Genomic DNA, 22,100 nt, shown 5'->3' with positions numbered 1-22,100 from the left:
TCCTTCAGCGCGCCTCGCTTTTGTGTTTGTATGGCATCATTTGCTGAACACACGAAAGAGGAAGGTATGCGTCTGCCGGGAACCCGGTACCAGGAGCCTGGTTGGGAAGAAGTGCGCAAGCTGTTGGGGCAATGCTCGCTGGCGGCCTTGCGCACCTGCGATCCCGCGCGCCTGCGCGATCCCGAGGCGCGCGACGGGCTCCTGGCCGACTACGTCGAGCTGACCGGCGAGCGCCTGCGCCAGGCCCGCCGCAGTCCGCGCGCAGTGGCAGCGGGCAACAGCTATGGCGACACCGTGCTGGAACTGGCGCTCGGCCTGCTCTACGAATTGCAGGCGCGCCGCGCCGATTGGGACGCCTTTTGTACGGCCGCCGCCGCCGAGCATGCGCGCATCGAAGCCTTCTGGCGTGAGGCCGGCGGCGAAGCCCTGCTGCGCAAGAAGCTGAACGACATGTACGCGGTCCTGCGCGACAAGGTCGACGCCGATCATTACCAGGCCGCGTGCGGCCGTCCCTGCAGCGCCAACCGCATCTACGCCTACCGCATGCTGGACACGGCTTATGGCGAGATCGCGCGCCTGTTCGCGGACTGGGAACAGCACCGCGCCCAGGTCGGCGCCGTCCTCGGGCGCGAGCTGCACGGCACGCCGATCGAGGTCCGCCAGCTGCGCAGCATCGCCGACTGCCGCGCCGAGTGGGTGATGCGCTGGAGCGGGACGCTCGAATCCTTTACGGGCAGCCCAGGCCCGCTGCACACCCGTTCCAAGCGTTTCGCCAGCCTGAAGACCGCGCCGGACAAGATTTGTGAGATGCTGCGTGAGATCGGCGAGTACGAAGCGCTGTCCTCGAACCAGGACCGCGACTGGCTGCGGGACCGCGACGATGCCGCGCTGTGGATGGAAGATTACTGGCGCGTGCTGCAGGAATCGGAAGAGGCTTCGACGCCCGGGCCCGACCGCATCCTCGAAGCATGCGAAGATGCGTTGGACGCTGGCGGCGTGGCGGAGCCCGAACCGGAGCCGCTTGAAGCGCCGGTCCACGACCCGCAACTGGACGTGCTGGCCGCGGCGGTTTCACTCCCCCCCGGCTACATCCAGGCAGCGGGCGAAGCCGAGCAGCGCGCCGGCTGGGTGGCGCGCGAGCTGGCCGGCGATGGCCTGGCCGTCAGGCTGGCCGTGTATGCGAAGCTGCTGGGGCCGGGCGACGATTCCTACCCGGACGCCTGGCGCGATCCGGCCAGCGGCGAGCTGCCGACCATGCAGCAGCTGGCCGGCCTGGCCCAGGTATCGCTGCCGACGCTGCGCAAGCGGCGCGACGCGGCGATCGCCCGCCTGGAGACGGCAACCATGAGGAGAACCGGATGAACACGAAGACCGCAGCGCAATCCACGCTGGAGCAGCGCGTGCAGGAAAGCCTGCTGCTGGACCGGCGCGTCGAGGGCGACCGCCTGGTGCTGCTTGACGCGACGCTGCTGGCGGCGCTGGACGGCACCCGGCCGCTGACGGCGAACGAACGCGCGGCCCTGCAGGCCTCGCCGCTGACCACAAGGCGACTGCGCCAGCTGGCGATCGAGCGCCGCGCGTCGCAAGCGGGCGAGGTCGCCATGCAAGGGTGGCGCGGCAGCCACGGGCGCCTGCGCGCGGCCAGCAGCGGCGAGGTCGATGCCCTGCGCACCGACGACGGCTGGTTCACCCTGCACCTGCTCGCCGAAGGCAGCGGCTGGCGCACCATCCTCCAGCTGGCCGCCGATGCACCGTTCGCGCCGGCGCTGCTGGCGGCCCGCGCGCCGCTGCGCGTACGCGACGGCGCCGGCCGCACGATCCTGGAAGGCCGGCTGGATGCGGACGGCGAGTGCGAAGCGGCCTGGCCCTTCGCCGCCTCGCCGGCCAGCCATTTGCAGGCGCACGACGCGGCTTTCAGCGTCGAAGCGCTGCCCGGATGAGGACAGGATGAGAACATGAGGTTGGGTTTCTTCAAGCGCGCCGCACCCGCCGTCGATGCCTGTGAGCTGGGCCGGACCGTGGTCGCGCTGACGCTGCCGGCGGGCGGCGCGCCGCCGCCAGGCTGCCAGGCGGTCGTCGTCGGCGCCGATGGCCGAACGCGGCGCCTGCAGGCCGCGCGCCGCATCGAGGCGCGCGAGGGCGAGACGGCCTACGTCTTCCACCCCGGCCCGTACACCGCCGACTTGCAGCCTTTCGAGACGGCGCCGGAGATCGGGCTGCGCACCAGCTTCGCCATCGACGCGCCGGACCCGCAGGCTTCCCAGCAGCGTTTCGATCTTTACCTGTCGTCGGAGGTGCCGGGCCGGCTGGAACTGGCGGCGCTGGTAACGGCGATCGAAGCCGCGCTGCGCCACGAGCTTGCCCTGGGGGGGCTCGAACTGCCGCCCTGTACGACCCTGGACGAGTGGAACGCCTTCCGCCAGGGCCTGAACCAGCTGCTCTACATGCGCTTCGGCGTGACCGTCGACGATTGCGTGCCGGTCGACCTGGGCGATACCCTCGACTTCGCGCGCGAACTTTCGGCGCGTGCGCTGGCTGTCGCCGAGGCGCCGCCCGCAAGCGTGGACGCCAGGCCCGCCGCGGCCGGGTATGTCGACCCGGCGCTGGAAGATGCCAGAGCGCTGCGCCGCCTGTTCCTGGAACTGCCTTGCCTGATGTGCGGCCTGCGCCTGGCGGCGATGCCGGCCGCCCAGGAGCAGTTCCACCGCCAGCAGGCCTTGCTGCAGCGGCTGGACCTGGTGTCGGTGGGCGTCAACGCGATGCCGGCGCTGGCGCTGGCGGCGCCCGGGCAGGCTTTGCCGGCGGACGAGCAGCTGCGCCGCGCGCGCCACAGCCGCCGCGCCTGCGTCTCGCTGGGCGAAGCCTGGGCCTTGCTGGCGCGCCTGCGCCAGGCCGGCGAAGCGGCGCTGCCCCAGCTGTACGGCGAAGCCGAGCGCATCGTCGCCAACCTGGAAGCGGATTGCGCGGGACGGCGCAGCGTGTCCAGCGACGAGGAGACGCCATGACGCCGGACACCGTGCAATGCCGCTGCCCGCTGGCCGACGGCGCCAGCTTGACCGTGACCGCCACCCGGCGTCCGCGCATGAACCGCGCCGACGTCAAATGCAGCGTGCCGGACGATGCGCGCCTGGCCGAGCGCATGCAGCAGGTGCTGCGCCTGGCGCGCCTGACCGAAGCCGGTTTCGACAGCCGCGATCAGGTGGTGCTCAGCATCGACCGCCGTCCGCCGGAAGGAGACCGTGGCTGGGAGCTGGCGGCGGTGCTGGCCGACCGCATGGTGCGCGGCTTGCTGCGTCCGGATGCGGCGCCGGCGGCGAACGGCTGGTCGGACGCCTGGGAGCGCGGCCGTATCGACGGGCATACGCTGGACGCGGCGCCGGCTGGCGGGCTGCTGTTCGGCGGCCCGGACGGCCTACCGCATCTGGGCCTGCTGAGCGGCCATGCGGATCCGTCGGCGGCGGTATCGAGCGCGCGCGCCTGGTTCCCGCTGCACAGCGGCGCGGAAGGCGGCATGGGCTGGGTCGAGGTCAGCGTACATCCGCTGGCCCGCGGCGCCGGCCAGGACGCGGTCGAGGAAGAGCAGACCATCGCCGCGCCAGGCCAGGACGCGGCGCGCCAGCTGGCCGTGCGCCAGGTCTTGAGCGGCGCGCGCCACTTCGACGGCCGCGCGCTGGGCCGCTGGCGCAGCGTGGTGCGGTTCGGCGCCGGGGAGTTCGCCGGCCGCTCCTGGGAGCTGGCGCTGGTGATGGCCGACCGGCTGGCGCGGGGAAGGGAATTCGTGCCGCGCGGGCGCCTGATCGCCAGCGGCTGCTCGAGCGCCTGGCACGCGGGGCGGGTCGACACGGTCGACGGCCTGCCCCCCAAGTGCGCGCTGCTGCTGCGCGAAGCCGGGCCAGGGGACCGCATCCTGCTGCCGCGCGCCTGGCAGGAGCAGCTGCCGGCCGGCTTTGCGGAACAGCTGCGCATGCAGGGGGCGAGCCTCGCCTGCGTGGAGCGGATCGGGATCATTTGAAGGTGTCGCACGATAGGCGTGCGCAAAACGGCCTGGTCCGGCGGCTGCTAGAATCGTCGGGCTGCTGAGTGGGTAGAAGAAGGAGTAGGGTATGTTCAAGATGTTCGGAATCGGCGGAAGCGCCTGTCCCCGCTGCGAGCACGGGAACCGCGGCGAAGCCGCTTACTGCGCCGGCTGCGGCCTGCTGCTGGGCGCGCCGCGCCACAAGCCCGTGCTGGTCGATAACCGCTGGGCGCCGGGACCGGACGAGCTGGCCGTGTTCTTCGGCGTGCGCGAACTGTCAGGCATCTTCGTCAAGACCCTGCACGTGCCGGCTACCGCGCGCGCCTACATCCTGCAGGGCGAGCAGGCCACCGAGGTGCCGCAGGGCGAATACGAGATCGAAGGCTTCTTCACGCGCCTGAACAACCTGCTGCGCGACCAGCATGCCGAGATCCTGGTCACGCGCAGCGGCGCGCTGCCGGTCGAATTCAGCCTGGAAGGCCTGGCCACCTGCGAACACCTGCAGGTCGAGGCCACGCTCACCCTGTCGGTGAAGATCGAGAACGTGCCGGCCTTCGCGCGCCACTTCATGACCATGCCGGGCACGATCAAGGACGTGCAGCTGCGCGAGCTGATCGCACCGCAAGTCGCCCAACTGGCGCGCGAATTCGTCGCCGCGCGCTCGCTGCGCGATATGGCTGAACAGCGGGCCGGCAAGAGCGAGCTGCGCCTGGAACTCGACCAGCACCTGCAGGGCGGGCTGGCGCTGCTGCTCTCCCAGTACGGCCTGGCGGTGACGCGGGTCGACACCATCGCCCTGCGCCACGACAAGTTCGACGCCAACCGCGCCCGCATCGGCACCCTGTGGCTGGCCGCCGACGAGCAGCGCGTACGCATCGAGCACGCGAAGCAGCTGGATGAGTTGTACGACGAGCAGGAATGGAACCGCATCCGCCGCGAGGAGCAGGAAGGACGCCTGCGCCACCGCCGCGCCGAGCTGGCCCAGGACGCGAGCCTGGAACGCGCCGGCCTGTCGCTGAAGAACGCCGAGCGCGCCCAGGCGATCCGCGGCCGCCAGATCGAGCTGTACGGCCGCATCGTCGAATCGCGTACGCGCAAGCAGGCGATCGAGCGCGGCGCCGTGGATGCCGTGGCGGCGCTGGAGCACGAGCTGGCCGGCAAGCGCGGCGCGCGCCAGGACGAGGCCGCGCAATGGCAGCAACTGCGCGAACTGGCCGGCATCCACATGCGCACCGAGCTCGAGGTGGCGAAGCAGGATGCGGCGCAGGGGCGCGCCATCGCCCAGCAGCGCTTCACGCACCAGCTGCTGCAGCAGCAGATCCGCAACAAGATCGAGCAGGCGCGCGGCATCGAGGACGCCAGCCGCCAGCGCGCGGAACTCGCCCGCCTGCACCAAGCCGAGCAGGCCGCGGCGCGGCGCGCGAAAGAGATCGAGGACGAGGAACACGTGGCCGGCCTGAAGTTGCTGCAGGTCGAGAACGAAGCCCGCCGGCGCGAGGCCGAGCGCGTGCTCGATTGGCAGGAAGCCCAGGCCGCGGGCCGCCTGTCGGTGGACGCCGAACAGGTGCGCCAGCAGGTGGAAAGCCTGCGCCGCCAAGGCGCCTCGCAGGACGCCCTGTCCCAGCACGAAAAGCTGCTGCGCACCATCGAGGCCGAGGCGCTGGCCGGCAGCTACGAGCGCGAAGGCCTGCGCGAACAGCGGGCCCATGAGCTGGACCTTGCGCGCGCCGAGATCGAACGCGCGCAGGCGCTGGGCGCGCTCGACGACAGCGCAAAGCTGGCGCTGGTGAACCCCGCCAACGCGGCCCTGCTGGCGGACGTGATGAAAACGCGCGAGCATGGCAACATGAGCGCCGAGCAGCTGGCGGCCCTGGCCGGGGTGGTCGGCGCCGCGAATACGGATGCCTGGCGCCTCGCCCAGGAGCAGGTCGAGCAGGAACGCGCCCGCCGCACTGCCGAAGCGGAGCGCGAGCGGCGCCACCAGCTCGAGCTGCTGGCGCTGCAGAACGACGTCAACAAGACCGCGCTGGCGACCCAGGCCCAGCTGGGCGCCGGGCTTGCGGGTGCGCTCGCGGGCGCCGTCCAGGCCTGCGGCCACGAGAGCGCGCATCGGGGCGACCGCTTCTGCGCGGCCTGCGGCGCCGCGCTGCCGGCACGGGGATGATGCAGACCGCGATCGACAAGCTGCGCGAGCTGCTCGCCCTGCACGAAGACGGCCTGCTGAGCCGCCAGGAATTCGACAGCCGCAAGAACGCCATTCTCGACGCCGCCTATGCGCCGCCGCAGGCGGAAGGCGCGTCTGCGTCCGCGCCGGCAGCGGTTGCGGCGCCGGCGCCGCTGCGCGGCACCGAGATCGGCCTGATGGCCGGCCAGGAAGTCGGCCCCTTCGAACGCCGCTACCGCCTCGAGCGCCTGATCGCCCACGGCGGCATGGGCCAGGTCTGGCAGGCCACCGACCTCGCCACCCAGGCGGAACTGGGCCACAGCGCCCAGGTCGCGCTGAAGATCCTGCCGCCCCAGCTGACCCAGCACACGGCGCATGCGCGCCTGCTGATCGAGGAAGCGGCGCGCGCGCGCCAGCTGGCGCATGAGCATATCGTGCGGGTCTACGACTGGGCCCAGGATCCGGCCACGTCCAGCTACTTCATCATCATGGAATGCCTGGAGGGCGAGGACCTCGACAGCCTGCTGGCGCGCGAGGGCAGGCTGGGACTGGCGCGCACCCTGGCCCTGCTGCGGCCGGTGGCGGCTGCCCTCGACCATGCCTGGGAGCGCCATCACCTGGTCCACCGCGACATCAAGCCGGCGAATGTCTTCCTGACCCATGACGGCGAGGTCAAACTGCTCGACTTCGGCATCGCCGCGCGCGCGCGCGGTAGCGGCGCAGGCGGCAAGGGTGCGCTGGAGGCCCCGGCCAGTTCCGGCACCGCCGGCTATCGCGCGCCCGAGGCGGGACAGGGCCAGGAGGCGCCGGCGCGCGGACTGGACGTGCACGCGGTGGCGGCCATGGTCTACCGGATGCTGAGCGGACGCCTGCCTTTCGATCCCGGCCAGGCGGAACGCGGAACGCCGGCGCGGCCGGAAGGCCTGAACGAGGGCCAGTGGGCAGCCCTGCAGGCCGGCTTCGCGCCCAGCGCCGCCGAGCGGCCCGGCAGCGTCGCCGAGCTGCTCGACCGCCTGGAGCAGGCGACCGGACCCAGCGAGGACGAGCAGCGCGCCCAAAGCGATGCCGCACAAGCCGCGCGCGCGGCCGGCGAGGCGGAAACCCGGCGCCGCGCCCAGGAAGCCGCGGCCCGCAAGCGCATCGAAGCGGAAGCCAGGGCCGCCGCCCAGGCGGCGGTCGACCGCCAGCGCCGCGAGCAGGAAAAGCTGGTCCGGCTCGCGGCCGAGGAAGCCCGCCGCGTGCGCAAGGAAGAACTGCGGCGCCAGCTGGCGGAACGCCGCGCCGAGGAAGCGGAAAAAACGCGGCAGGAAGCCGAGCAGGCCCAGCGCAAGCTGGCCCAGGCCAAGGCCGCCGCAGCCTATCTCGCCCAGCAGCAGCGCGCCCGCGCCGAGCAGGCGGCGCGCAGCCAGGCCGAGCTCGAGGTCATGCTGCCGACCCCGGCCAGCCCGGTGGCCGACCTCGAAGGCATTCTGCGCGACCGCTTCCTGGATGGCGAGGGCAAGGGCCCGGAACTGGTGCTGCTGCCGACCGGGCGCTTCCAGATGGGTTCACCGGATCATGAACGCAAGATCGCGATGGAAGCCGGCTCGCAGAAGGGCTGGCTGGCGCGCGAGCTGCCGCAGCACTGGGTCGGCATCGAGAAGCCGGTCGCGATGGGCCGCTATCCGGTGACGGTGGGCGAATGGCGCGTCTTCGTGCGCGCCACCGGCTGGCGCCAGAGCGGCGAAGTGAACTGGGAAGCGCCGGGCTTCCCGCAGACCGACGCCCACCCGGTGGTCGGCGTCAACTGGTACGACGCGCTGGAATACCTGCGCTGGCTGTCGGACGCCACCGGGCGCAACTACCGCCTGCCGAGCGAGGCCGAGTGGGAATACGCCTGCCGCGCCGGCACCAGGACTGCTTTCAGCTTCGGCGACAGCATCTCGACCGAGCAGGCCAACTACGACGGCAACTTCACCTGGAATGGCGGCGTGCGCGGCGAATACCGGCGCGGGACGACCCCGGCCGGCATGTTCCCGCCCAACCCCTGGGGCCTGTTCGACATGCACGGGAATGTGTGGGAGTGGGTGCAGGACGTGGTGCACGACAACTACGAGGGCGCACCCCTCGACGGCAGCGCCTGGGAAGAGGGGGGCGACCAGGCCCGCCGCATCCTGCGCGGCGGTTCCTGGCTCTACAATCCGCGCTATCTGCGCTCGGCGTTGCGCAACGGCTTTTCGAGCGCCTTGTCGAACGACATCGTCGGTTTCCGTGTCGTGCGCGAGCTGATGGTGGGATAATCGGTCAGGTAATTTCTGTGACTGGAGGTTGCGATGCGCATCCCCGACGATATCCGCATTCCCTTGATCGTATTTTCGCTGCAGGCCGTGCTGTTGACAGGTGCGGCCCTGATCTTCCTGGTGCTGCGGCCGGGCTGAGTCAGGCGCCCGACAGCTGGAGCGCCGCGCGGCGGTCGGCGCCGCGGGCGGCCCGGTAGTCGGGATAGGGACTTGCCGTAAAACGAACCCGGCCGTGGAAACCGGCCAGGCGCTCGAGTGCGGCCGTCGGGCCGAGCGGGGTGTCGGCGCCGGTGGATGGATCGCGGTGCCAGAAGCCACCGTCGCGGTGGAAGAGTTGCGGCAGCACGGCTGCGCGTGGCAATGCTGCGCCGGCGCTTGCCGAGGGGGCCGTGTCGGGCGCGACCAGCATGATGCACTCGGCGGCGCCGCCGGCGTCGATGCGGTGCAGGACCACGGCATGCGGCAGCAAGGCCGTCACCACCAGCGCCGCCACGCCCTTGATGCTGGCGGTCAGCTCGATGCGCATGCCGAGCCGCAACGCGACCGGGCTGTGCTTGCCGGGCCAGACACCGTCCAGCAGCACCCCGTAGCGCGACACATCCTCGATCTCGAATCCTTGCCGGCCCTGGCGGATCACGGCATGGCGTCCCGAGATGCGCCGGGTCAGGCCCTCGTGCTCCGGGCCGTGCTCGCCGTAATGGCATAGCAGGACGTCGGCCTCGGCTTCGAGCAGGCTGCCGCCCGGCCCCGCTTCCATCCTGCCGACGACCCACTCGTCCAGCGCGAACAGGCGCAGGTGGCGCTGCATGCCCGCATCCGGCTCGGCGTAGACCAGGCAGGCGCTCGAAGCCGGGCAGGGGTGGGCCGGGCGCGTGGCCGGCAGGTCGATTTCGATCAGGTCTTCGTCCCAGGCGATGGTCGGCAGGGCCATGTCGATCTTGCCCTGCCGGGCGCCGAAGTTCAGCTGGGCGATCGACGCGTTGCGGGCGTCGATCGCGATGTCGAGCGGGCCGGCGCCGTCGAGGCCGTGCAGGCGGGCGATCGAGGCGTCGTCGGCATGGATGCGCACGTTCTTGCGCGCCGCCAGGTAGGTCTGGTGGATCTCGGCCAGGGACGCGTCCGCGCGCGGCACCAGCAGCACCACGGTCGCGACCCAGGTGCGGACACTGCCGCTGTGCTGCTCATCGCGGGCGTGCAGCTCGACGTCCACGCGGTACTGGCCATGTTCGCGGCCGCGCGAGGAAAATTCGACCACCAGTGGCCGCCAGCCGCCGCGCAGGCTGCGTGTGAAGGTCTGGCGGCCGCCGCCCTGGGGCAGCAGGGCCGATTGCAGCAGCAGCGTGAGTTCGGCCGGGGTATCGTCCGGCATGCCGCGCAACTCCAGCTTGATGGCCTGGCGGCCGCCGGCGGCGCGCGGGTCGAAGCCGCTGATGTGCAGGTGCGGCCGGATTTCCGCACGCGCGGCGGGCGCCGCGTTCGGACGGATGGCGTCGGGGGCGTCGCGCCGGGCCCGCACCGATTGCAGCATGTCGAAGCTGGAGCCGAGGGCGTCCGCCGCCGTCGCAGGCGCCAAAGCGGGCTGGCCGTGGCCATGCGCGCAGGCCTGATCGCCGGGCATGACCCAGGCGGTACAGTGCGGATGGTCGGGGCTGCAGCAGCGTTTCATGGGCGGCGGGTTACACGGTGGACGGTCGGGTCGAGCTTACGTGATTTTAAGCCGAGGCGGCGCGCCGTATTCATCATTCGGCAAGATTTTTTGCTAAAAAGCATTTTTTTGCCACACTGAAGCGGAACGCCTCAGGCGCCCGGCAGCACGGTTTCCTCGCGCGCGCCGGCGCCCGGCGTGCGCAGCAGGATGGCCGTCACGTTGTCCGGGTAGAAAAAGGCAGGCGGGTGCGATTCGTAGGCGCGCAGCAAGGTGGCCAGCATGCCGGCCGCATCCAGCCGCCCGCCCAGCAGCTGCGGCCACTGGCCCACCCAGCCATAGGGATCGGAACAGGACCACAGGCCGTCGGTGGCCAGCAGGTAGCTGGCGTCCGGACGCAGGTGGAGCGCGCGGCGGTCCGGCAGGGCGCACAGCCAGGACGGCAGGTTCAGCGGCGTCAGTTCGAACAGCGGATCATTCAACTGGGCCGGATTGGCGAAGGCGTTCCCGAGAATGAAGGCTTGCGACACCTGCGGCCGGTGCTCGCCGTGGACCTGCTGCCACCATTCCTGCTCGCCCAGCAGGCCGCCCATCGCGAAGGCGGTGGCCGGGACGTGGTCGGCGGTGAGCGGGGCCACCCGTTCGCGGGTGATCTCGTACAGGCGCGAGTCGCCCACGTGGTAGAGGATGGGGTCGGCGCCTTCCGGCAGCTCGAGCATGGTGAGCGTGGTGCCGGGACGCGGCCCCGGCCCGGCCAGCTGGGCGAAATGACGCTGCAGCTCGGCGTGCAGGCTGTCGAGGCGGCGCGCCAGCTCGGCCGCGGAATCCATCGGCGGGATCGCCAGCAGGCCGGCCACCACCGCTTCCGCCGCCTCGCGTCCGTGACCATGCCCGCCCATCCCGTCCAGCACGGCGAGGCGCGCATGGCCCTGGCGCCAGCGCGCCAGCTGGCGGCGTTGCGGCTGCTGGTTCTGCAGCCAGACGGCCCGGCCGCCGCTGTCGATCAGCAGCAAGTTGTCCTGGTTTTCTTCGCGCAGGCGCGGCCCGGCGCCCAGCCGCGAGGCGGCGGCGACGTCGAGGGCGCCGAAGCGCAGGGAGGAAGCGATCGAAACTTCTGGAGTCAGCATCCCCTTACTCTAACCGCAAATAGCAAAAAGCCAAGCGACGATTAGCGGCACTTTTCCCTTACACTTACCAGACCATGAAGATCCGTTCCCTCACGCCCGACGACATTCCCTCTGCTTGCGTGCTGCTGCGGCGCGCCGCGGAGGCGTTCATCCTGCACGAATCGACGCCGGCGGATGCCGCCGTATTCCTGGCTGAGCAGGGCGAGGACGGCATGCGCGGCTTCCTCGCGCAAGGCTTCGTCTATCACGTGGCCGAGGTCGAGGGCGAGCTGGCCGGCTTCATCGCGATGCGCCAGCGCAGCCATGTCTACAGCCTTTATGTCGACCGCCGGTTTCATCGGCGCGGGGTCGCACGCAAGCTTTGGGAGACCGCGCGCGAGGCCGCCCTCGGACCCGGTCACCCTGGCGCCTTCACGGTCAACGCATCCAACCACGCCTTGCCCTTCTATGCCTCGCTGGGTTTCGTGCCGACCGCGCCGACGCAGGACGGCATCGTGCGCTACAACCCGATGCGCCTAGTCCTCGCCCAGCCTGCGCTCGTCGACCCGGCGTAGCCACAGGCTGCTGGCCCAGCCTTCGACGGGCTGTCCCCGGACGCGGGCGCGCACCTGCAGCCAGTCGCCATCGAGGGCGCCGGTCGGCGTGACCAGGGTCCCGGCCGGCAGCACCGCCAGGCGCGGGGCGCCGGTGGCCCTGGCTGCGCGCAGGTTCAGGTCGTCGATGACGCGGTAGCGCGTTGCCGGCGCCAGGTGCGCAGGGGGCGGCGGAAATTTCTCCGCGAAAGGCAGCGGCTCCCCCAGCCTTGCGGGCCGCGCCGGCGGCATCAATGCGGCGAACATCAGGCAGAATAAAACACCGAGGGCCAGCGTGGCGGCGCCCGTCAACAAGACATTGCCAGCGGTCGGCCGCCGCCACCAATGGCGCGGCGTCAGGCAGCCGGCCAGCGCCAGGGTCAGCGCCAGTCCAAGGGCGTAGGCGGCCGCCGTTGCGGCCGGGGTCGGTGCGCTGAGAGGCATGGCGCGTCAGGCGTCGAAGCGCAGCACGTAGTGGCCGGCGACCAGGTGGTGGCCCGGCGGCAGCAGATAGGGCTGCTCCGGCGTGGCCTCGCCAATCGCCGCCACGAAGCCCAGCTGTTCGTCGAGGTGGTACAGGGCCTGGGTGGCGCTGGCGCGGGCGATGCGGTAGCCGTCGGGCCCCGCCTCGAAGCTGAAGGCATTGCGCGACAGGCCGAGGCGGTCGGCGCTGGAGGGCGCAACGCCGCCTGCCGCGCGCAGGAAGCGCGGCGAATCGAGCACGCGCAGCGCGGCCAGCATCGGCGCGCTGCGGCCGAACAGGAAGCGCGCCCCCGGCGCCACCGGCAGCGCCGGCGCCTGCGGCAGGCGCAGCAGGGCCAGGTAGCGCTCGGCCATCTCGGGCGCGACCGCCAGCAGGTCGACCCGGGCGCCGTCGAGGGGGCTGAAGGAGGAGGGCGCCGCCACCGGCTCGCGGCCGGCGCTGGTGACCGCGTGCATGGTGTCGGCATCGTCGATGGCGAAGCCCAGCACCGCTTCATGGCCCGGTGCGGACGGCGTCAGCGCGCGGTTCAGGCCGATCTCCAGCGCCTGGGCGCCGGTTTCGCGGTAGCGCGACAGGCGCGGCAGGGCCAGCGCCGCCAGCGCGACCCGCTGGCGCGCGACCGGCGCGTAGGTGGCGTCGGCTTCCGCGGTTGCCGGCATTGGCGCCGGCGAGGGCTGAGCGGCCAGCGGCACCGCGGTCATGTCGGCGGCCAGGGCCTGGCGCGGCTTCCAGACGGCGGGCCGGGCCGATGGTGCGGCCGGAGTGCGCAGCGGTGCGGGAATCGGCGCGGCGGCGCGCTGTGCCGCGGGTTGTGCGGATGGCGCGGGAACGCTGCGCGCGCCCGGCGCCGGCGTGACGCGCAGCAGCAGGCGCAGCGGCGCGCCGGTGGCGTCGACGCCGCCGCGGCGCGACCGGATCGCGTAGTAGCCGCCGGCCTGTTCCCAGCTGCATTCGAAGGCGTCCTTGGGCCGCACCTGGATTTCGAGCGGCGATTCCGGTCCGTCGTTGATCAGGAGGATCGCGCCGTCCGCGCCGAAGGGCCAGCCGGGCGCGACGTGGGTGGCTTCGTGTTCGTCGTGGCCGATCAGGGTCAGGCGCTGGTTCGGGTAGATCGGGCAGACGGTTTTCCAGACCGCGCTGTCGCGCGAGACGCTGACCGTGTACTGGACCTTTTCGCCGGGCGCCGGCAGGTAGACCGCGTGGCCAAAGCGCACCTCGACCTCGCCCGGGGCCAGCGCTTCGGCGCCGACCACGTGGTAGCGCACCTCGTCGCCCTTCAACAGGTCGCCGAAATCCTTCTGGTGCAGCGCCGCCAGGCCCTCGGCCAGGTCGCGCACGCGGGCGCCGCGCGTGAGATGGCGGTCGTCGTCGACCTCTTCCTGCGGCAGCGCCAGCGTCACGTGGGAGAAGCAGCGGGTGGCGGCGCGGCCGCGCTGTTCGCGCGGCGCGCGTTCGAGCAGGTCGCGCAGCAGCGGACGGCGCGAGAACAGGGCCAGCCCCGGCGCCTGCCAGATCGCCTCGGGGCTGAACACATCGTTGATCCGGGCTAGGGTTTCGTGCTGCACGTAGACTGGCATGATTCGTTCTCCTTCAATGATGTTCGGGTTCGCTGGCGACACCCGCGACTAGCAGGGGGCAGATGAAAAACAGCAGGTGCGAGCCGCCCGCCGACAGGAAGCTCATCGGCTGGCCCATCACCGGAAAGATCGCGAGGTTAGTGCCCCACGAGAGCAGGAAGTGGCCGGCGACGAAGGCCGCGCCGCCGCACAGCAGGAAGCAGCGGAAGCGGGCGAACCAGGCCAGGCGGAAGTCGCGCGCGCCGGCGCTCGCGAGCCAGCAGCGCACCGCCGTGTGCAGCAGCCCGGCCAGGAACAGCGCCTGCAGCATCCACAGCAGCAAGGCGGCGAGCAGGCCGTGCCGGTTCAGGAAGAAGGAGGGGGCGAAGTCGTCCTGCACCGCCGGGATGCGCAGCGCGGCGCCGGGGTCCTGGCCCAGCGCCAGCAGGCCGAAGGCGTGGTCGGCGCCGAACCAGCCGCCGCCGGCGATGGCCTGCGCGCCCAGCAGCAGCTGCTGGCCGGTGTGTGGATGCGAGCCCGGATCGAGCCAGACCATGAAGCGGTCGGCGTAGAAATTCCAGCGCGCGAACTCGGCCGGCCCGGCGGCGCGCAGCAGCGCCACCCCCGCCACCGCGGCCAGCGCGGCGGCCAGCACGGCGCCAAGCAGCAGGTATTTGCGGCTGGCCAGCGCGTAGGCCAGCGCCATCGCGCAGCCCCAAACCGTCAGCAGGACCAGCGGCGAATAATCGTCGACCTGCACCAGCGCCACCGCCAGCAGCACCAGGAACAGCAGGGCCGGCGCGCCCAGGCGCAGCACCCGCAGCAGGGCGCCGCCGGGCGCGGGCTGGCCGCCGGTCGCCAGCGCGAGGCAGTGGGCGCTGAGGGCGGCCAGCGCGAGCTTGGCGAATTCCACCGGCTGCAGGTCGAAGACCCCGGTCTCGTCGCCGAAGGCCACCTGCAGCAGCAGGAACAGCAGCGCGACGCCGCTCATGAGCAGCAGGGCCAGTTCCACGCGGGCCTGCGGCAGCGGACGCGCGTCGCGTTCCGGACGCAGCGCGCGCAGCATGCCGAAAGCGCCGGCGCCGATCGCCAGCAGGGCGCCGGTCTTGCCGGCGTGGCGCAGCCAGGAGGATTCCGGCGCGCCCAGTCCCAGCTCCAGTTGCGAGAGCAGGCCGGCGGCCAGCAGCAGCACCGCGGCGCCGGCGGCCAGCGAGCGCCCGCCGGCCAGCCACAGGCAGCACAGGGCGGCCCAGGCCACCAGCAGGCCGACGCCGGCGCCGGCCGGCGCGCCGCTCTTCTGCAGATACAGCAGGGTCAGGCCGGCGCCGCACAGCAGCAGGGCGCCCGCCGCAGCCAGCGCGCGGGTGCGGCCCAGGCGAGCTGCGGCGCCGCTCAGCAGCATGGCTGCGCCGGCGATCGCGCTCACGCCGAAAACCAGGCCAAGCGGCAGGAAGGCCTGTTCCGGCAGGCGCCAGTCCGCGCGCCGGGACCAGGTCCAGCTGACGCCTTCGGGCAGGCGCAGCTGGGCTTCGCGGTAGAGGGCGACGTGCGATGCCGGCTGCAGGTGCAGCAGGTCGCCGTTGCGTTCGAGGAGCAGGCGGGTGCGGCCCAACTGCAGCGCGCCGGCCTGGTCCAGCCCTTCCTCGCGCTCCGCCAGCAGGACGGCATCCTGCGCCCGGCCAGCGCTTTGCAGCAGCAGGGGCGCCTGCTGGGCGCCGGCGCCGCCGGCCAGCAGCATCCCCTCCGGCGTCGGTTTGATGGTGGCGGCCGGCGCCGGCACGCCGGCGATGGCGATGCGGTTGCCGCAATCGAGGTTGCCGCCGAAGACCAGCGGTCGCGGCATGCCCAGTGCGGACGGCAGCCAGCGGTTCCAGGCGCCGGCCAGGCGCGCGGCCAGCCGCGCGTCCGGGCAGCTGGGCTGGGCCAGGCCGTCCTTCGACAAGACGGCGCCGTCGTACCGCCAACGCGTCGCGCCGCGCGTGAAGGCGACGCTGACGGCGTCGGCGGCGTCGACGCTGAAGCTGGAGGCGCCCAGCTGGAAGCGCTGGCCTTGCGCCAGCAGCACGCTGCCGGCGCGGCGCCGGGTGTCGCCGTGCTGGACCTGCAGCGGCGACGGTCCGGCGGCCGCGGCCCACCAGCTTCCCGCGGCATCGCGGCGCAGCCGGATGCGCGCACCCTCCGCCGGCGGCAAGCCGAGGGCGGCGCCGTCCAGCAGCATGTCCTTGCCCGCATCCAGCGCCACCGCGACCCGCGCCGGCATCCACGCGGCCGGCGCGCGCAGCAGGCAAAGCAGCTGCAGGGCGCACAGCAGCAGGAGCAGGGCGCCGGCGATGATCCGGCCGCTGTCGATCCGGATGCGCGGCCTGGCAGCCGCCGCGGCTTCGCGCGCGGCGCCGCGCAACACGGCGGCGCCGCTCATGCCGCGCTCCGCATCGTGTCCTTGGCGCAGGCGCTGCGCGCGCGTTCGATCAGGCGGCTGATCTCGAGGGCATGGCGGGGCCGCCGTTCCGGGCGCGGCGCCAGCAGGGCGCGCAGCAGGCCGAGTGCCGCGTCGGCGGCAGCGGCGGTGGCGAGGCCGGCGTGGCGCAGGTAGAGCGCCGCCTCGTCGGGCGCGAGGATGGCGGGTAGCCCGCCGGCGTGCCGGGCGCGCAGGGACGCCGCGGCGTCCGGGCCGTGCTCGCGCCAGGCGCCGCCGCAGGCGCTGCAGAAGCGCAGCATCGCGCCGGAGACCACATGGTAGAGCAGGGCGCCGAGCGCGAAGTAGTCGCTACGCGCGTCCGTCAGGTAAAGGCCGTCGGCGCCGGGGAAGAATTGTTCGGGCGCCTGCCAGTTGGCGCTGCCCGCATAGGAATGGGCGTTGCGGTCCAGTAGCGGGCGGTTGGTGCCGAAGTCGGCCAGCTTGAGCGCGCCGTGGCGGTCCAGCAGCAGGTTGGCGGGCTTCAGGTCGAGGTGGCGCCAGCCGTACTGGTGGACTTTCGCCAGCGCCTGGTTGGCCTGGGCGGCCCAGTCCAGCGCCTGCAGGAAGGAGGGCGCGTCGCCGCGGCTGCGCAGCGCATCCAGGTGGCGCGCGAGGTCGGTGTCGAGCCGTTCGAGCGCCATCGCCGGCTGGCCAAGGTGCTCGCCGCTGTCGAGCAGGCGCACGATGTGGCGCTGGTCCCAGGGACGCAGGGCGCCCAGGAAGGCGATTTCGGCATGCAGGCAGGCCGACCAGCGGACGCGCTGCGGCGGGAGTGCCAGCGCCATCTGTTCGGTGTTGACCAGCTTGAGCACGGCCGGCGGGCCGCCGCCCGAGGGCTCGGCATGCCACAGGAGGCCATAGCTGGAACTGGCCAGCGGTTCACGCAGGCGCCAGGCGCCGGCCGTCAGGGTGATGATGTCGCCCGCTTCGAGCATGTGTCCTCCCGTCAAGGCGGCACAGGCGCCGCCGTGAGCGGCTAGCGGGGGGAGATGGAAAGGGCAGGCAAGAAAAAACCGCGCCGGAGCGCGGTTTTTGTCAGCGGGAGCCGATCAGCGGTGGCGATCCCAGCCGCCACGGTCGTGGTGACGGTCACCGCGGTCGCGGTCGTAGTAGCTGCCCCGATCGTAGTAACGGCCACGGTCGTAGTACGGGCGCGATTCGACATACACCGGGCGCGGTTCGTAGTAGTAGCGCGGACGCGATTCCACGTAGACGGCGGCCGGCGCCGGCTGGTAGTAGTTACCCGAGTAGTAATTGTTCGCGTAGCCGTAGTTGCCGCGGTCGCGGTAATAATAGTCGTCGTTCGTGCGCACCGAGTTACCCACGGCCGCGCCGATCGCCGCGCCGACCAGGGCGCCGTCGCGACCTGCCGCGCCGCCACCGATGGCTGCACCGGCCAGTGCGCCGATGACAGTGTTCGCTCCCCGATCTTGAGCCATTGCCGTGGAGGACACGGCGGCCGCGGCCAGGAGTACCGCACCAAAGCATTTTTTGTTCAACATGGCTATTTCCTTAGCCTCAACGGGGGATCAGGATGATCTCAACGACGCCAGGCATGAACGTACTATATTCCCCACCGGCGAGGCTGCCACGCGTTAATACAGATTCTTACACCTGCATCAGAGGACGTAACATTTCGAACGTGCAGCACTTGCACTCGCTTCCGCTTGCCCCATCTAACAGCTGTCTATCCTTCACTCCTCAGGTCCATGGCGCGCCGACGATCTTCCATTTCTGTTCTTGCAATCCTGGTGCTGGTGCACCTGTATATCGGTCTCCGCTTGCTTCCAGGCATGGACGTCGGCCTGTTCGGCATGCTGCTGGGCATCGTCTTGCTCGCGGCCTCGGCCGTGCTGGTGCGTCTCGGCCTGGTCGCGCCCAGCCTGCGCCGCAGCCGCTGGTCCGGACCGCTGGCCTGGGCCGGCCTGCTGGCGATGGGTTTCTTTTCCTCGCTGCTGGTGCTGACCCTGCTGCGCGATGTGATCCTGCTGGTGATCGCGCTTGCAGGCGCCGGCAGCCCGGCCATCAAGCACGATAGCGCCTTGGCCGTGCCCCTGCTGGCGCTGCTCGTGTCCGTCATCGGCTTCGTCAACGCACGCCGTCTCGCGCGTGTGGTTACTGTGAACGTGCCGATCGTCAATTTGCCCGAGGAACTGGCCGGCTATGCGATCGCCCAGATTTCCGATATCCACGTCGGCCCCACCATCAAGCGCGCCTACCTGAATGCCATCGTCAACAAGGTCAACGGGCTCAAGCCGGATGCCATTGCCGTGACCGGCGACCTGGTCGACGGCAGCGTGCAGCGGCTGGCCCTGCACACGGCGCCGCTGGCCCGCCTTGCTGCGCCTGACGGCGTGTTCTTTGTGACCGGCAACCACGAATATTATTCCGGCGCCGAACAGTGGATCGCCGAGGTGCGCCGCCTGGGCCTGCGCGTGCTGCTGAACGAGCACGTGATCCGCCACCGCGGCGCGGCCTCGCTGATGATCGCCGGCGTGACCGACTACACGGCCCAGCATTTCAACCCGGCCCACAGGAGCGATCCGCAGCAGGCCGCGGCCGGGGCGCCGGCCGGCGTGGCCGTGAAGGTCCTGCTGGCCCACCAGCCGCGCAGCGCGCCGGCTGCCGCCGACGCCGGCTTCGATCTGCAGCTGTCCGGCCATACGCATGGCGGCCAGTTCTTCCCCTGGAATTTCTTCGTGCCGCTGCAGCAGCCCTTCGTTGCCGGTCTGAACCGGGTGCGCTCGCTGTGGGTGTACACCAGCCGCGGCACCGGGTATTGGGGACCGCCGAAGCGCTTCGGGGCGCCGTCGGAAATCACCCTGGTCCGGCTGGTCCCGGCTTGAGCTTCCATCAACAATGTATTTACCGCAATAATTTTCCTAAAACGGCGGCGATTGCGTTATTGTTTCGGTCATTTCGACCCGAACCAAAGGACAAACGCATGAACCGCCGCATCTGCCTTCCCGCCTTGACCCTGATCGCCGCCAGCCTGCTGGGCAGCAGCGTCAATGCTGCCACGCCTGGCAACGACCCGGCCGCGCTCGCCAAGGTGCGTGACACGGCGATGCAGAGCGACTATGCCTACCAGCGCCTCGAAGACCTGACCGACCTGGTCGGCCCGCGCCTGTCCGGTTCCGCCGGCGCCGCCGCCGCCGTCACCCAGGTGGCCGGCGAGCTGCGCAAGCTGGGCGCCAAGGTCACCCTGCAGCCGGTCAAGGTGCCGCACTGGGTGCGCGGCGCCGAGACAGGCGAAGTGGTCGACTACCAGGGCCGTCCGGCCGGCGTGACCCAGAAAGTCGTGCTGACCGCCCTCGGCGGCTCGGGCGCGACCCCGGCGGCCGGCATCACGGCCGAGGTGATCGTGGTGCGCACCTTCGACGAACTGAAAGCGCGCGCAGCCGAGGTGAAGGGCCGCATCGTGCTGTTCGACGTGCCTTTCGACCAGGACATGGCCGACCGCGGCCTGGCCGGCACCGCCTACGGACAAGCCGTCGCCTTCCGTGGCGCCGGTCCGCGCATGGCGGCCGAGATGGGCGCGCAAGCCGCGCTGGTGCGCGCCGTCGGCGGCGCCGCCTATCGCATCGTCCATACCGGCGCCACAAACCTGCCGGAAGGCAAGCGTATCCCGGCAGCCGCGATCACGATCGAGGACTCGATGCTGATCACCCGCCTGTCCAAGCGCGGCCCGGTGCGCCTGCACCTGACCCTGACCCCGCAGATCCTGCCCGACGCCGACAGCTACAACGTGATCGCCGACTGGCCCGGCACCGACAAGGCGGACGAGATCGTGCTGGTGTCCGGCCACCTCGATTCCTGGGACCTCGCCACGGGCGCCAACGACGACGCCTCGGGTGTGGTCAGCGCCATGGGCGTGATCGATACCCTGCGCAAGCTCGACTACCGTCCGCGCCGCACCATCCGCGTGGTGGCGTGGATGAACGAAGAAAACGGCGGCCGCGGCGGCAGGGGCTATAACGACGCCTACAAATCGGCTGCCGAGCAGCATTTCGCCGCCTACGAAGACGACAGCGGCTCGGGCCGCCCCTTCGGCCTGCGCGCCGGCGTCGGCCTGCAGTCGGCCAAGCTGATGGCCCCGCTGCAGGCAGCGCTCTACCCGATCGGCGCAGGCGCCTTCCGCCGCGAAGACGTGATTGCGTCGGGCGACCTGCACGAACTGGAAACTTCGGGCGTGCCGAGCTTCGAGCCGTGGATCGACTCGGCGAGCTACTTCAATTACCACCATACGCCGGCCGACACCTTCGACAAGGTCGATCCCGACAACCTGCGCCGCCACACGGCCGTCATGGCAACGACGGCCTGGTTCCTGGCGAACATGGACCAACAAATCGGCCGTTCGAACGTGGCCGTGCCCGTGACGGCAGCACCGGCGGCATCCGCCAAATAAGGCGGGCCCTGCCGGCGCACCGCTGCGCCCGGTGCGCGGATAGTCCGGCGGCTCAGCCGCCGACGATCCGCCGCACCGCTCGCGCGTGGCCGCGGAAAGGCCGGCCATACACGGTCTGGATGCCGCTGGCGAAATTCTGCCCCCACACCAGCTGCGGCCGCGTGTCGTGCTGTTCGCTCGACCAGTACCACACCCTGTCGAAGCGTTCGCGCAGGTTGGCGAACAGGAGGGCAAGCTCGCGCCGCGTGGGCAGGTCGCCTTCCTGCGAGCCCGCCCACTCGCGTGCGGTCGGCCAGCTGACGTCCGAGACGTCGTCCGGCAGCAGCACCAGGTGGTAGTCCGCTTCCCCGTCCTTGCCCAGGATCAGGCCGGCATAATCCTCGCCTTCCTTGAGCATTTCTTGAATTCTCAGGTATTCGCCCATCGCGTCGTCCTCGCATGTGGTCTTAGGTCTCTGTACTAAGACCATCTTCACTGCGAGTCAGTTGCTGCGCGCAATACGATGTAGCTCATAACCTTGTTCGCACAAGCTGATCCGTTTTGCGTTATACGGTTTACAGAAATATTTTCTGTAAATATTTAATTGCAACGAGAAAATTTTCTTTAAAAAAGATTGAACCAAGGAAGTTTCCTACGCTCAAAGGGGTGCATTCTCTTTTTGCTGCTAGGAACTTTCTTATGAAAAAACTCGTTACTTTTGCTTCGGATAGCCGTGTCAACGCCCTGCTGTGCGCCAGCGTCACCGTGCTCCTGACCGCCTGTGGCGGCGGCATGAGCGACGCCTGCAGCGGCCAGCAATCGCAGACCGCCGCCGCGCTCATGTCCAGCGCCGACACCACCGTCGCAAATAGTGCCGCCACCACGCCGAACGCTGCCGACGCCGCCGGCGCCCGGGCGACCGAAGCCGCTGCAGGCAGCTTCGAACTGAGCGCTTACGATGGCAGCCTGGCCTCGACCGGCGCCGCTTCCTCGCAAGCCGATGCGCCGGCCGACGGCTCGCCGCGCCTGCTGGCGTCGATCTCGGCATCGAGCCCGACCGTGAGCGCCGCGACCACGACCCCGGCCACCACCTATAACTATTATGTGTCGCCGACCGGTTCGGATACCGCCGCCGGCACCAAGGCCGCGCCGTTCAAGACCCTGGCCCGCGCAGCAAAAGCCGCGACCAAGGCCGGCACCACGGTCTGGGTGGCCCCGGGCACCTATGCCGGCGGCATCAAGACCACCGCCAACGGCACCGCCGCGGCACGCATCTACTGGGTTTCGACCACCAAGTGGGGCGCCAAAATCGTTCCGCCTTCGAGCTCGAGCAACAACAACGCCTGGGACAACCGCGGCAACTACGTCAGCATCATCGGCTTCGACGTCGACGGCACCAATTCGGGTTCGGGC

At 70.9% G+C, this 22,100-nt stretch carries 18 protein-coding genes; 10 read left to right on the top strand and 8 right to left on the bottom strand.

The features are described 5' to 3' along the window. Positions 1-66: 66 nt before the first annotated feature. The 6 genes from ACFPO9_RS02640 (at position 67) to ACFPO9_RS02615 (ending at position 8,458) form a co-directional block, all read left to right on the top strand. Positions 67-1,362, top strand: a complete 1,296-nt coding sequence (locus tag ACFPO9_RS02640; RefSeq protein ID WP_379766633.1) for a hypothetical protein — start codon at positions 67-69, stop codon at positions 1,360-1,362. Beyond that, positions 1,359-1,940, top strand: a complete 582-nt coding sequence (locus ACFPO9_RS02635) for a hypothetical protein (protein ID WP_379766630.1) — start codon at positions 1,359-1,361, stop codon at positions 1,938-1,940. The genes ACFPO9_RS02640 and ACFPO9_RS02635 overlap by 4 nt, the downstream gene beginning before the upstream one ends. Before the next feature lie 15 nt (positions 1,941-1,955). Continuing rightward, positions 1,956-3,005, top strand: coding sequence for a hypothetical protein (locus ACFPO9_RS02630; RefSeq protein WP_379766626.1), 1,050 nt, complete (start codon positions 1,956-1,958; stop codon positions 3,003-3,005). Beyond that, entirely contained in the window at positions 3,002-4,012 is a 1,011-nt protein-coding gene (locus ACFPO9_RS02625) for a hypothetical protein (RefSeq protein ID WP_379766623.1), read from the top strand. The genes ACFPO9_RS02630 and ACFPO9_RS02625 overlap by 4 nt, the downstream gene beginning before the upstream one ends. A gap of 91 nt (positions 4,013-4,103) precedes the next feature. After that, on the top strand, positions 4,104-6,179 hold the full coding sequence (locus ACFPO9_RS02620; RefSeq protein ID WP_379766620.1) for a coiled-coil domain-containing protein: 2,076 nt from the start codon (positions 4,104-4,106) through the stop codon (positions 6,177-6,179). After that, positions 6,176-8,458 (top strand): SUMF1/EgtB/PvdO family nonheme iron enzyme, encoded by a 2,283-nt coding sequence (locus ACFPO9_RS02615; RefSeq protein WP_379766617.1) that lies wholly within the window; start codon positions 6,176-6,178, stop codon positions 8,456-8,458. Before ACFPO9_RS02620 ends, ACFPO9_RS02615 begins: the two co-directional genes overlap by 4 nt. A 139-nt stretch (positions 8,459-8,597) precedes the next feature. Here ACFPO9_RS02615 and ACFPO9_RS02610 read toward each other — a convergent pair whose 3' ends face one another. Together ACFPO9_RS02610 and ACFPO9_RS02605 are read right to left on the bottom strand one after the other, a co-directional pair. Then, a complete protein-coding gene (locus ACFPO9_RS02610; RefSeq protein ID WP_379766614.1) occupies positions 8,598-10,124 on the bottom strand; it encodes an FHA domain-containing protein in 1,527 nt (508 codons plus the stop codon). Positions 10,125-10,255: 131 nt separating this feature from the next. Continuing rightward, positions 10,256-11,230 (bottom strand): PP2C family protein-serine/threonine phosphatase, encoded by a 975-nt coding sequence (locus ACFPO9_RS02605; protein ID WP_379766611.1) that lies wholly within the window; start codon positions 11,228-11,230, stop codon positions 10,256-10,258. 74 nt (positions 11,231-11,304) lie between these two features. On the opposite strand from ACFPO9_RS02605, the gene ACFPO9_RS02600 reads away from it, so the two are divergent. Continuing rightward, positions 11,305-11,784, top strand: a complete 480-nt coding sequence (locus ACFPO9_RS02600; RefSeq protein ID WP_379766608.1) for a GNAT family N-acetyltransferase — start codon at positions 11,305-11,307, stop codon at positions 11,782-11,784. Here the strand turns inward: ACFPO9_RS02600 and ACFPO9_RS02595 are convergent. The 5 genes from ACFPO9_RS02595 to ACFPO9_RS02575 form a co-directional block, all read right to left on the bottom strand. Continuing rightward, positions 11,746-12,246, bottom strand: coding sequence for an SH3 domain-containing protein (locus ACFPO9_RS02595; RefSeq protein ID WP_379766605.1), 501 nt, complete (start codon positions 12,244-12,246; stop codon positions 11,746-11,748). The two genes, ACFPO9_RS02600 and ACFPO9_RS02595, sit on opposite strands and share 39 nt — an antisense overlap. 6 nt (positions 12,247-12,252) lie before the next feature. Next, a complete protein-coding gene (locus ACFPO9_RS02590) occupies positions 12,253-13,863 on the bottom strand; it encodes a hypothetical protein (protein WP_379766602.1) in 1,611 nt (536 codons plus the stop codon). 13 nt (positions 13,864-13,876) lie between these two features. Continuing rightward, on the bottom strand, positions 13,877-16,261 hold the full coding sequence (locus tag ACFPO9_RS02585; RefSeq protein WP_379766599.1) for an FtsW/RodA/SpoVE family cell cycle protein: 2,385 nt from the start codon (positions 16,259-16,261) through the stop codon (positions 13,877-13,879). Further along, positions 16,258-17,235, bottom strand: coding sequence for a protein kinase domain-containing protein (locus ACFPO9_RS02580; RefSeq protein ID WP_379766596.1), 978 nt, complete (start codon positions 17,233-17,235; stop codon positions 16,258-16,260). The genes ACFPO9_RS02585 and ACFPO9_RS02580 overlap by 4 nt, the downstream gene beginning before the upstream one ends. 114 nt (positions 17,236-17,349) lie before the next feature. Next, the gene (locus tag ACFPO9_RS02575; RefSeq protein ID WP_379766594.1) at positions 17,350-17,802 is read right to left on the bottom strand and encodes a glycine zipper domain-containing protein; all 453 of its coding nucleotides are present in this window, start codon (positions 17,800-17,802) and stop codon (positions 17,350-17,352) included. A 207-nt stretch (positions 17,803-18,009) separates the two neighbouring features. Here ACFPO9_RS02575 and ACFPO9_RS02570 point away from each other — a divergent pair, with 207 nt between their 5' ends. Together ACFPO9_RS02570 and ACFPO9_RS02565 are read left to right on the top strand one after the other, a co-directional pair. Beyond that, positions 18,010-19,146, top strand: coding sequence for a metallophosphoesterase (locus tag ACFPO9_RS02570; protein ID WP_379766591.1), 1,137 nt, complete (start codon positions 18,010-18,012; stop codon positions 19,144-19,146). Positions 19,147-19,244: 98 nt separating this feature from the next. Then, on the top strand, positions 19,245-20,708 hold the full coding sequence (locus ACFPO9_RS02565; protein ID WP_379766588.1) for a M20/M25/M40 family metallo-hydrolase: 1,464 nt from the start codon (positions 19,245-19,247) through the stop codon (positions 20,706-20,708). A gap of 52 nt (positions 20,709-20,760) precedes the next feature. Here ACFPO9_RS02565 and ACFPO9_RS02560 read toward each other — a convergent pair whose 3' ends face one another. Beyond that, on the bottom strand, positions 20,761-21,132 hold the full coding sequence (locus tag ACFPO9_RS02560; RefSeq protein WP_379766586.1) for an Lcl C-terminal domain-containing protein: 372 nt from the start codon (positions 21,130-21,132) through the stop codon (positions 20,761-20,763). Positions 21,133-21,386: 254 nt separating this feature from the next. Between ACFPO9_RS02560 and ACFPO9_RS02555 the strand changes: the two genes are divergently transcribed. Further along, a partial coding sequence (locus ACFPO9_RS02555; protein WP_379766583.1) for a DUF1565 domain-containing protein occupies positions 21,387-22,100 on the top strand: 714 nt, incomplete at its 3' end.

The sequence above is a fragment of the Massilia aerilata genome, from assembly GCF_042656905.1.
GTDB classification, from domain to species: domain Bacteria; phylum Pseudomonadota; class Gammaproteobacteria; order Burkholderiales; family Burkholderiaceae_D; genus Telluria; species Telluria aerilata.
Note: the sequence above shows the minus strand (reverse complement) of the source record. Positions and strands in the feature narration are given on the sequence as shown.

Coding starts and splice junctions, on each gene's coding strand:
- ACFPO9_RS02640 (WP_379766633.1), top strand. CDS start 67: ATGCGTCTGCCGGGAACCCGGTACCAGGAGCCTGGTTGGGAAGAAGTG.
- ACFPO9_RS02635 (WP_379766630.1), top strand. CDS start 1,359: ATGAACACGAAGACCGCAGCGCAATCCACGCTGGAGCAGCGCGTGCAG.
- ACFPO9_RS02630 (WP_379766626.1), top strand. CDS start 1,956: ATGAGGTTGGGTTTCTTCAAGCGCGCCGCACCCGCCGTCGATGCCTGT.
- ACFPO9_RS02625 (WP_379766623.1), top strand. CDS start 3,002: ATGACGCCGGACACCGTGCAATGCCGCTGCCCGCTGGCCGACGGCGCC.
- ACFPO9_RS02620 (WP_379766620.1), top strand. CDS start 4,104: ATGTTCAAGATGTTCGGAATCGGCGGAAGCGCCTGTCCCCGCTGCGAG.
- ACFPO9_RS02615 (WP_379766617.1), top strand. CDS start 6,176: ATGATGCAGACCGCGATCGACAAGCTGCGCGAGCTGCTCGCCCTGCAC.
- ACFPO9_RS02610 (WP_379766614.1), bottom strand. CDS start 10,124: ATGAAACGCTGCTGCAGCCCCGACCATCCGCACTGTACCGCCTGGGTC.
- ACFPO9_RS02605 (WP_379766611.1), bottom strand. CDS start 11,230: ATGCTGACTCCAGAAGTTTCGATCGCTTCCTCCCTGCGCTTCGGCGCC.
- ACFPO9_RS02600 (WP_379766608.1), top strand. CDS start 11,305: ATGAAGATCCGTTCCCTCACGCCCGACGACATTCCCTCTGCTTGCGTG.
- ACFPO9_RS02595 (WP_379766605.1), bottom strand. CDS start 12,246: ATGCCTCTCAGCGCACCGACCCCGGCCGCAACGGCGGCCGCCTACGCC.
- ACFPO9_RS02590 (WP_379766602.1), bottom strand. CDS start 13,863: ATGCCAGTCTACGTGCAGCACGAAACCCTAGCCCGGATCAACGATGTG.
- ACFPO9_RS02585 (WP_379766599.1), bottom strand. CDS start 16,261: ATGAGCGGCGCCGCCGTGTTGCGCGGCGCCGCGCGCGAAGCCGCGGCG.
- ACFPO9_RS02580 (WP_379766596.1), bottom strand. CDS start 17,235: ATGCTCGAAGCGGGCGACATCATCACCCTGACGGCCGGCGCCTGGCGC.
- ACFPO9_RS02575 (WP_379766594.1), bottom strand. CDS start 17,802: ATGTTGAACAAAAAATGCTTTGGTGCGGTACTCCTGGCCGCGGCCGCC.
- ACFPO9_RS02570 (WP_379766591.1), top strand. CDS start 18,010: ATGGCGCGCCGACGATCTTCCATTTCTGTTCTTGCAATCCTGGTGCTG.
- ACFPO9_RS02565 (WP_379766588.1), top strand. CDS start 19,245: ATGAACCGCCGCATCTGCCTTCCCGCCTTGACCCTGATCGCCGCCAGC.
- ACFPO9_RS02560 (WP_379766586.1), bottom strand. CDS start 21,132: ATGGGCGAATACCTGAGAATTCAAGAAATGCTCAAGGAAGGCGAGGAT.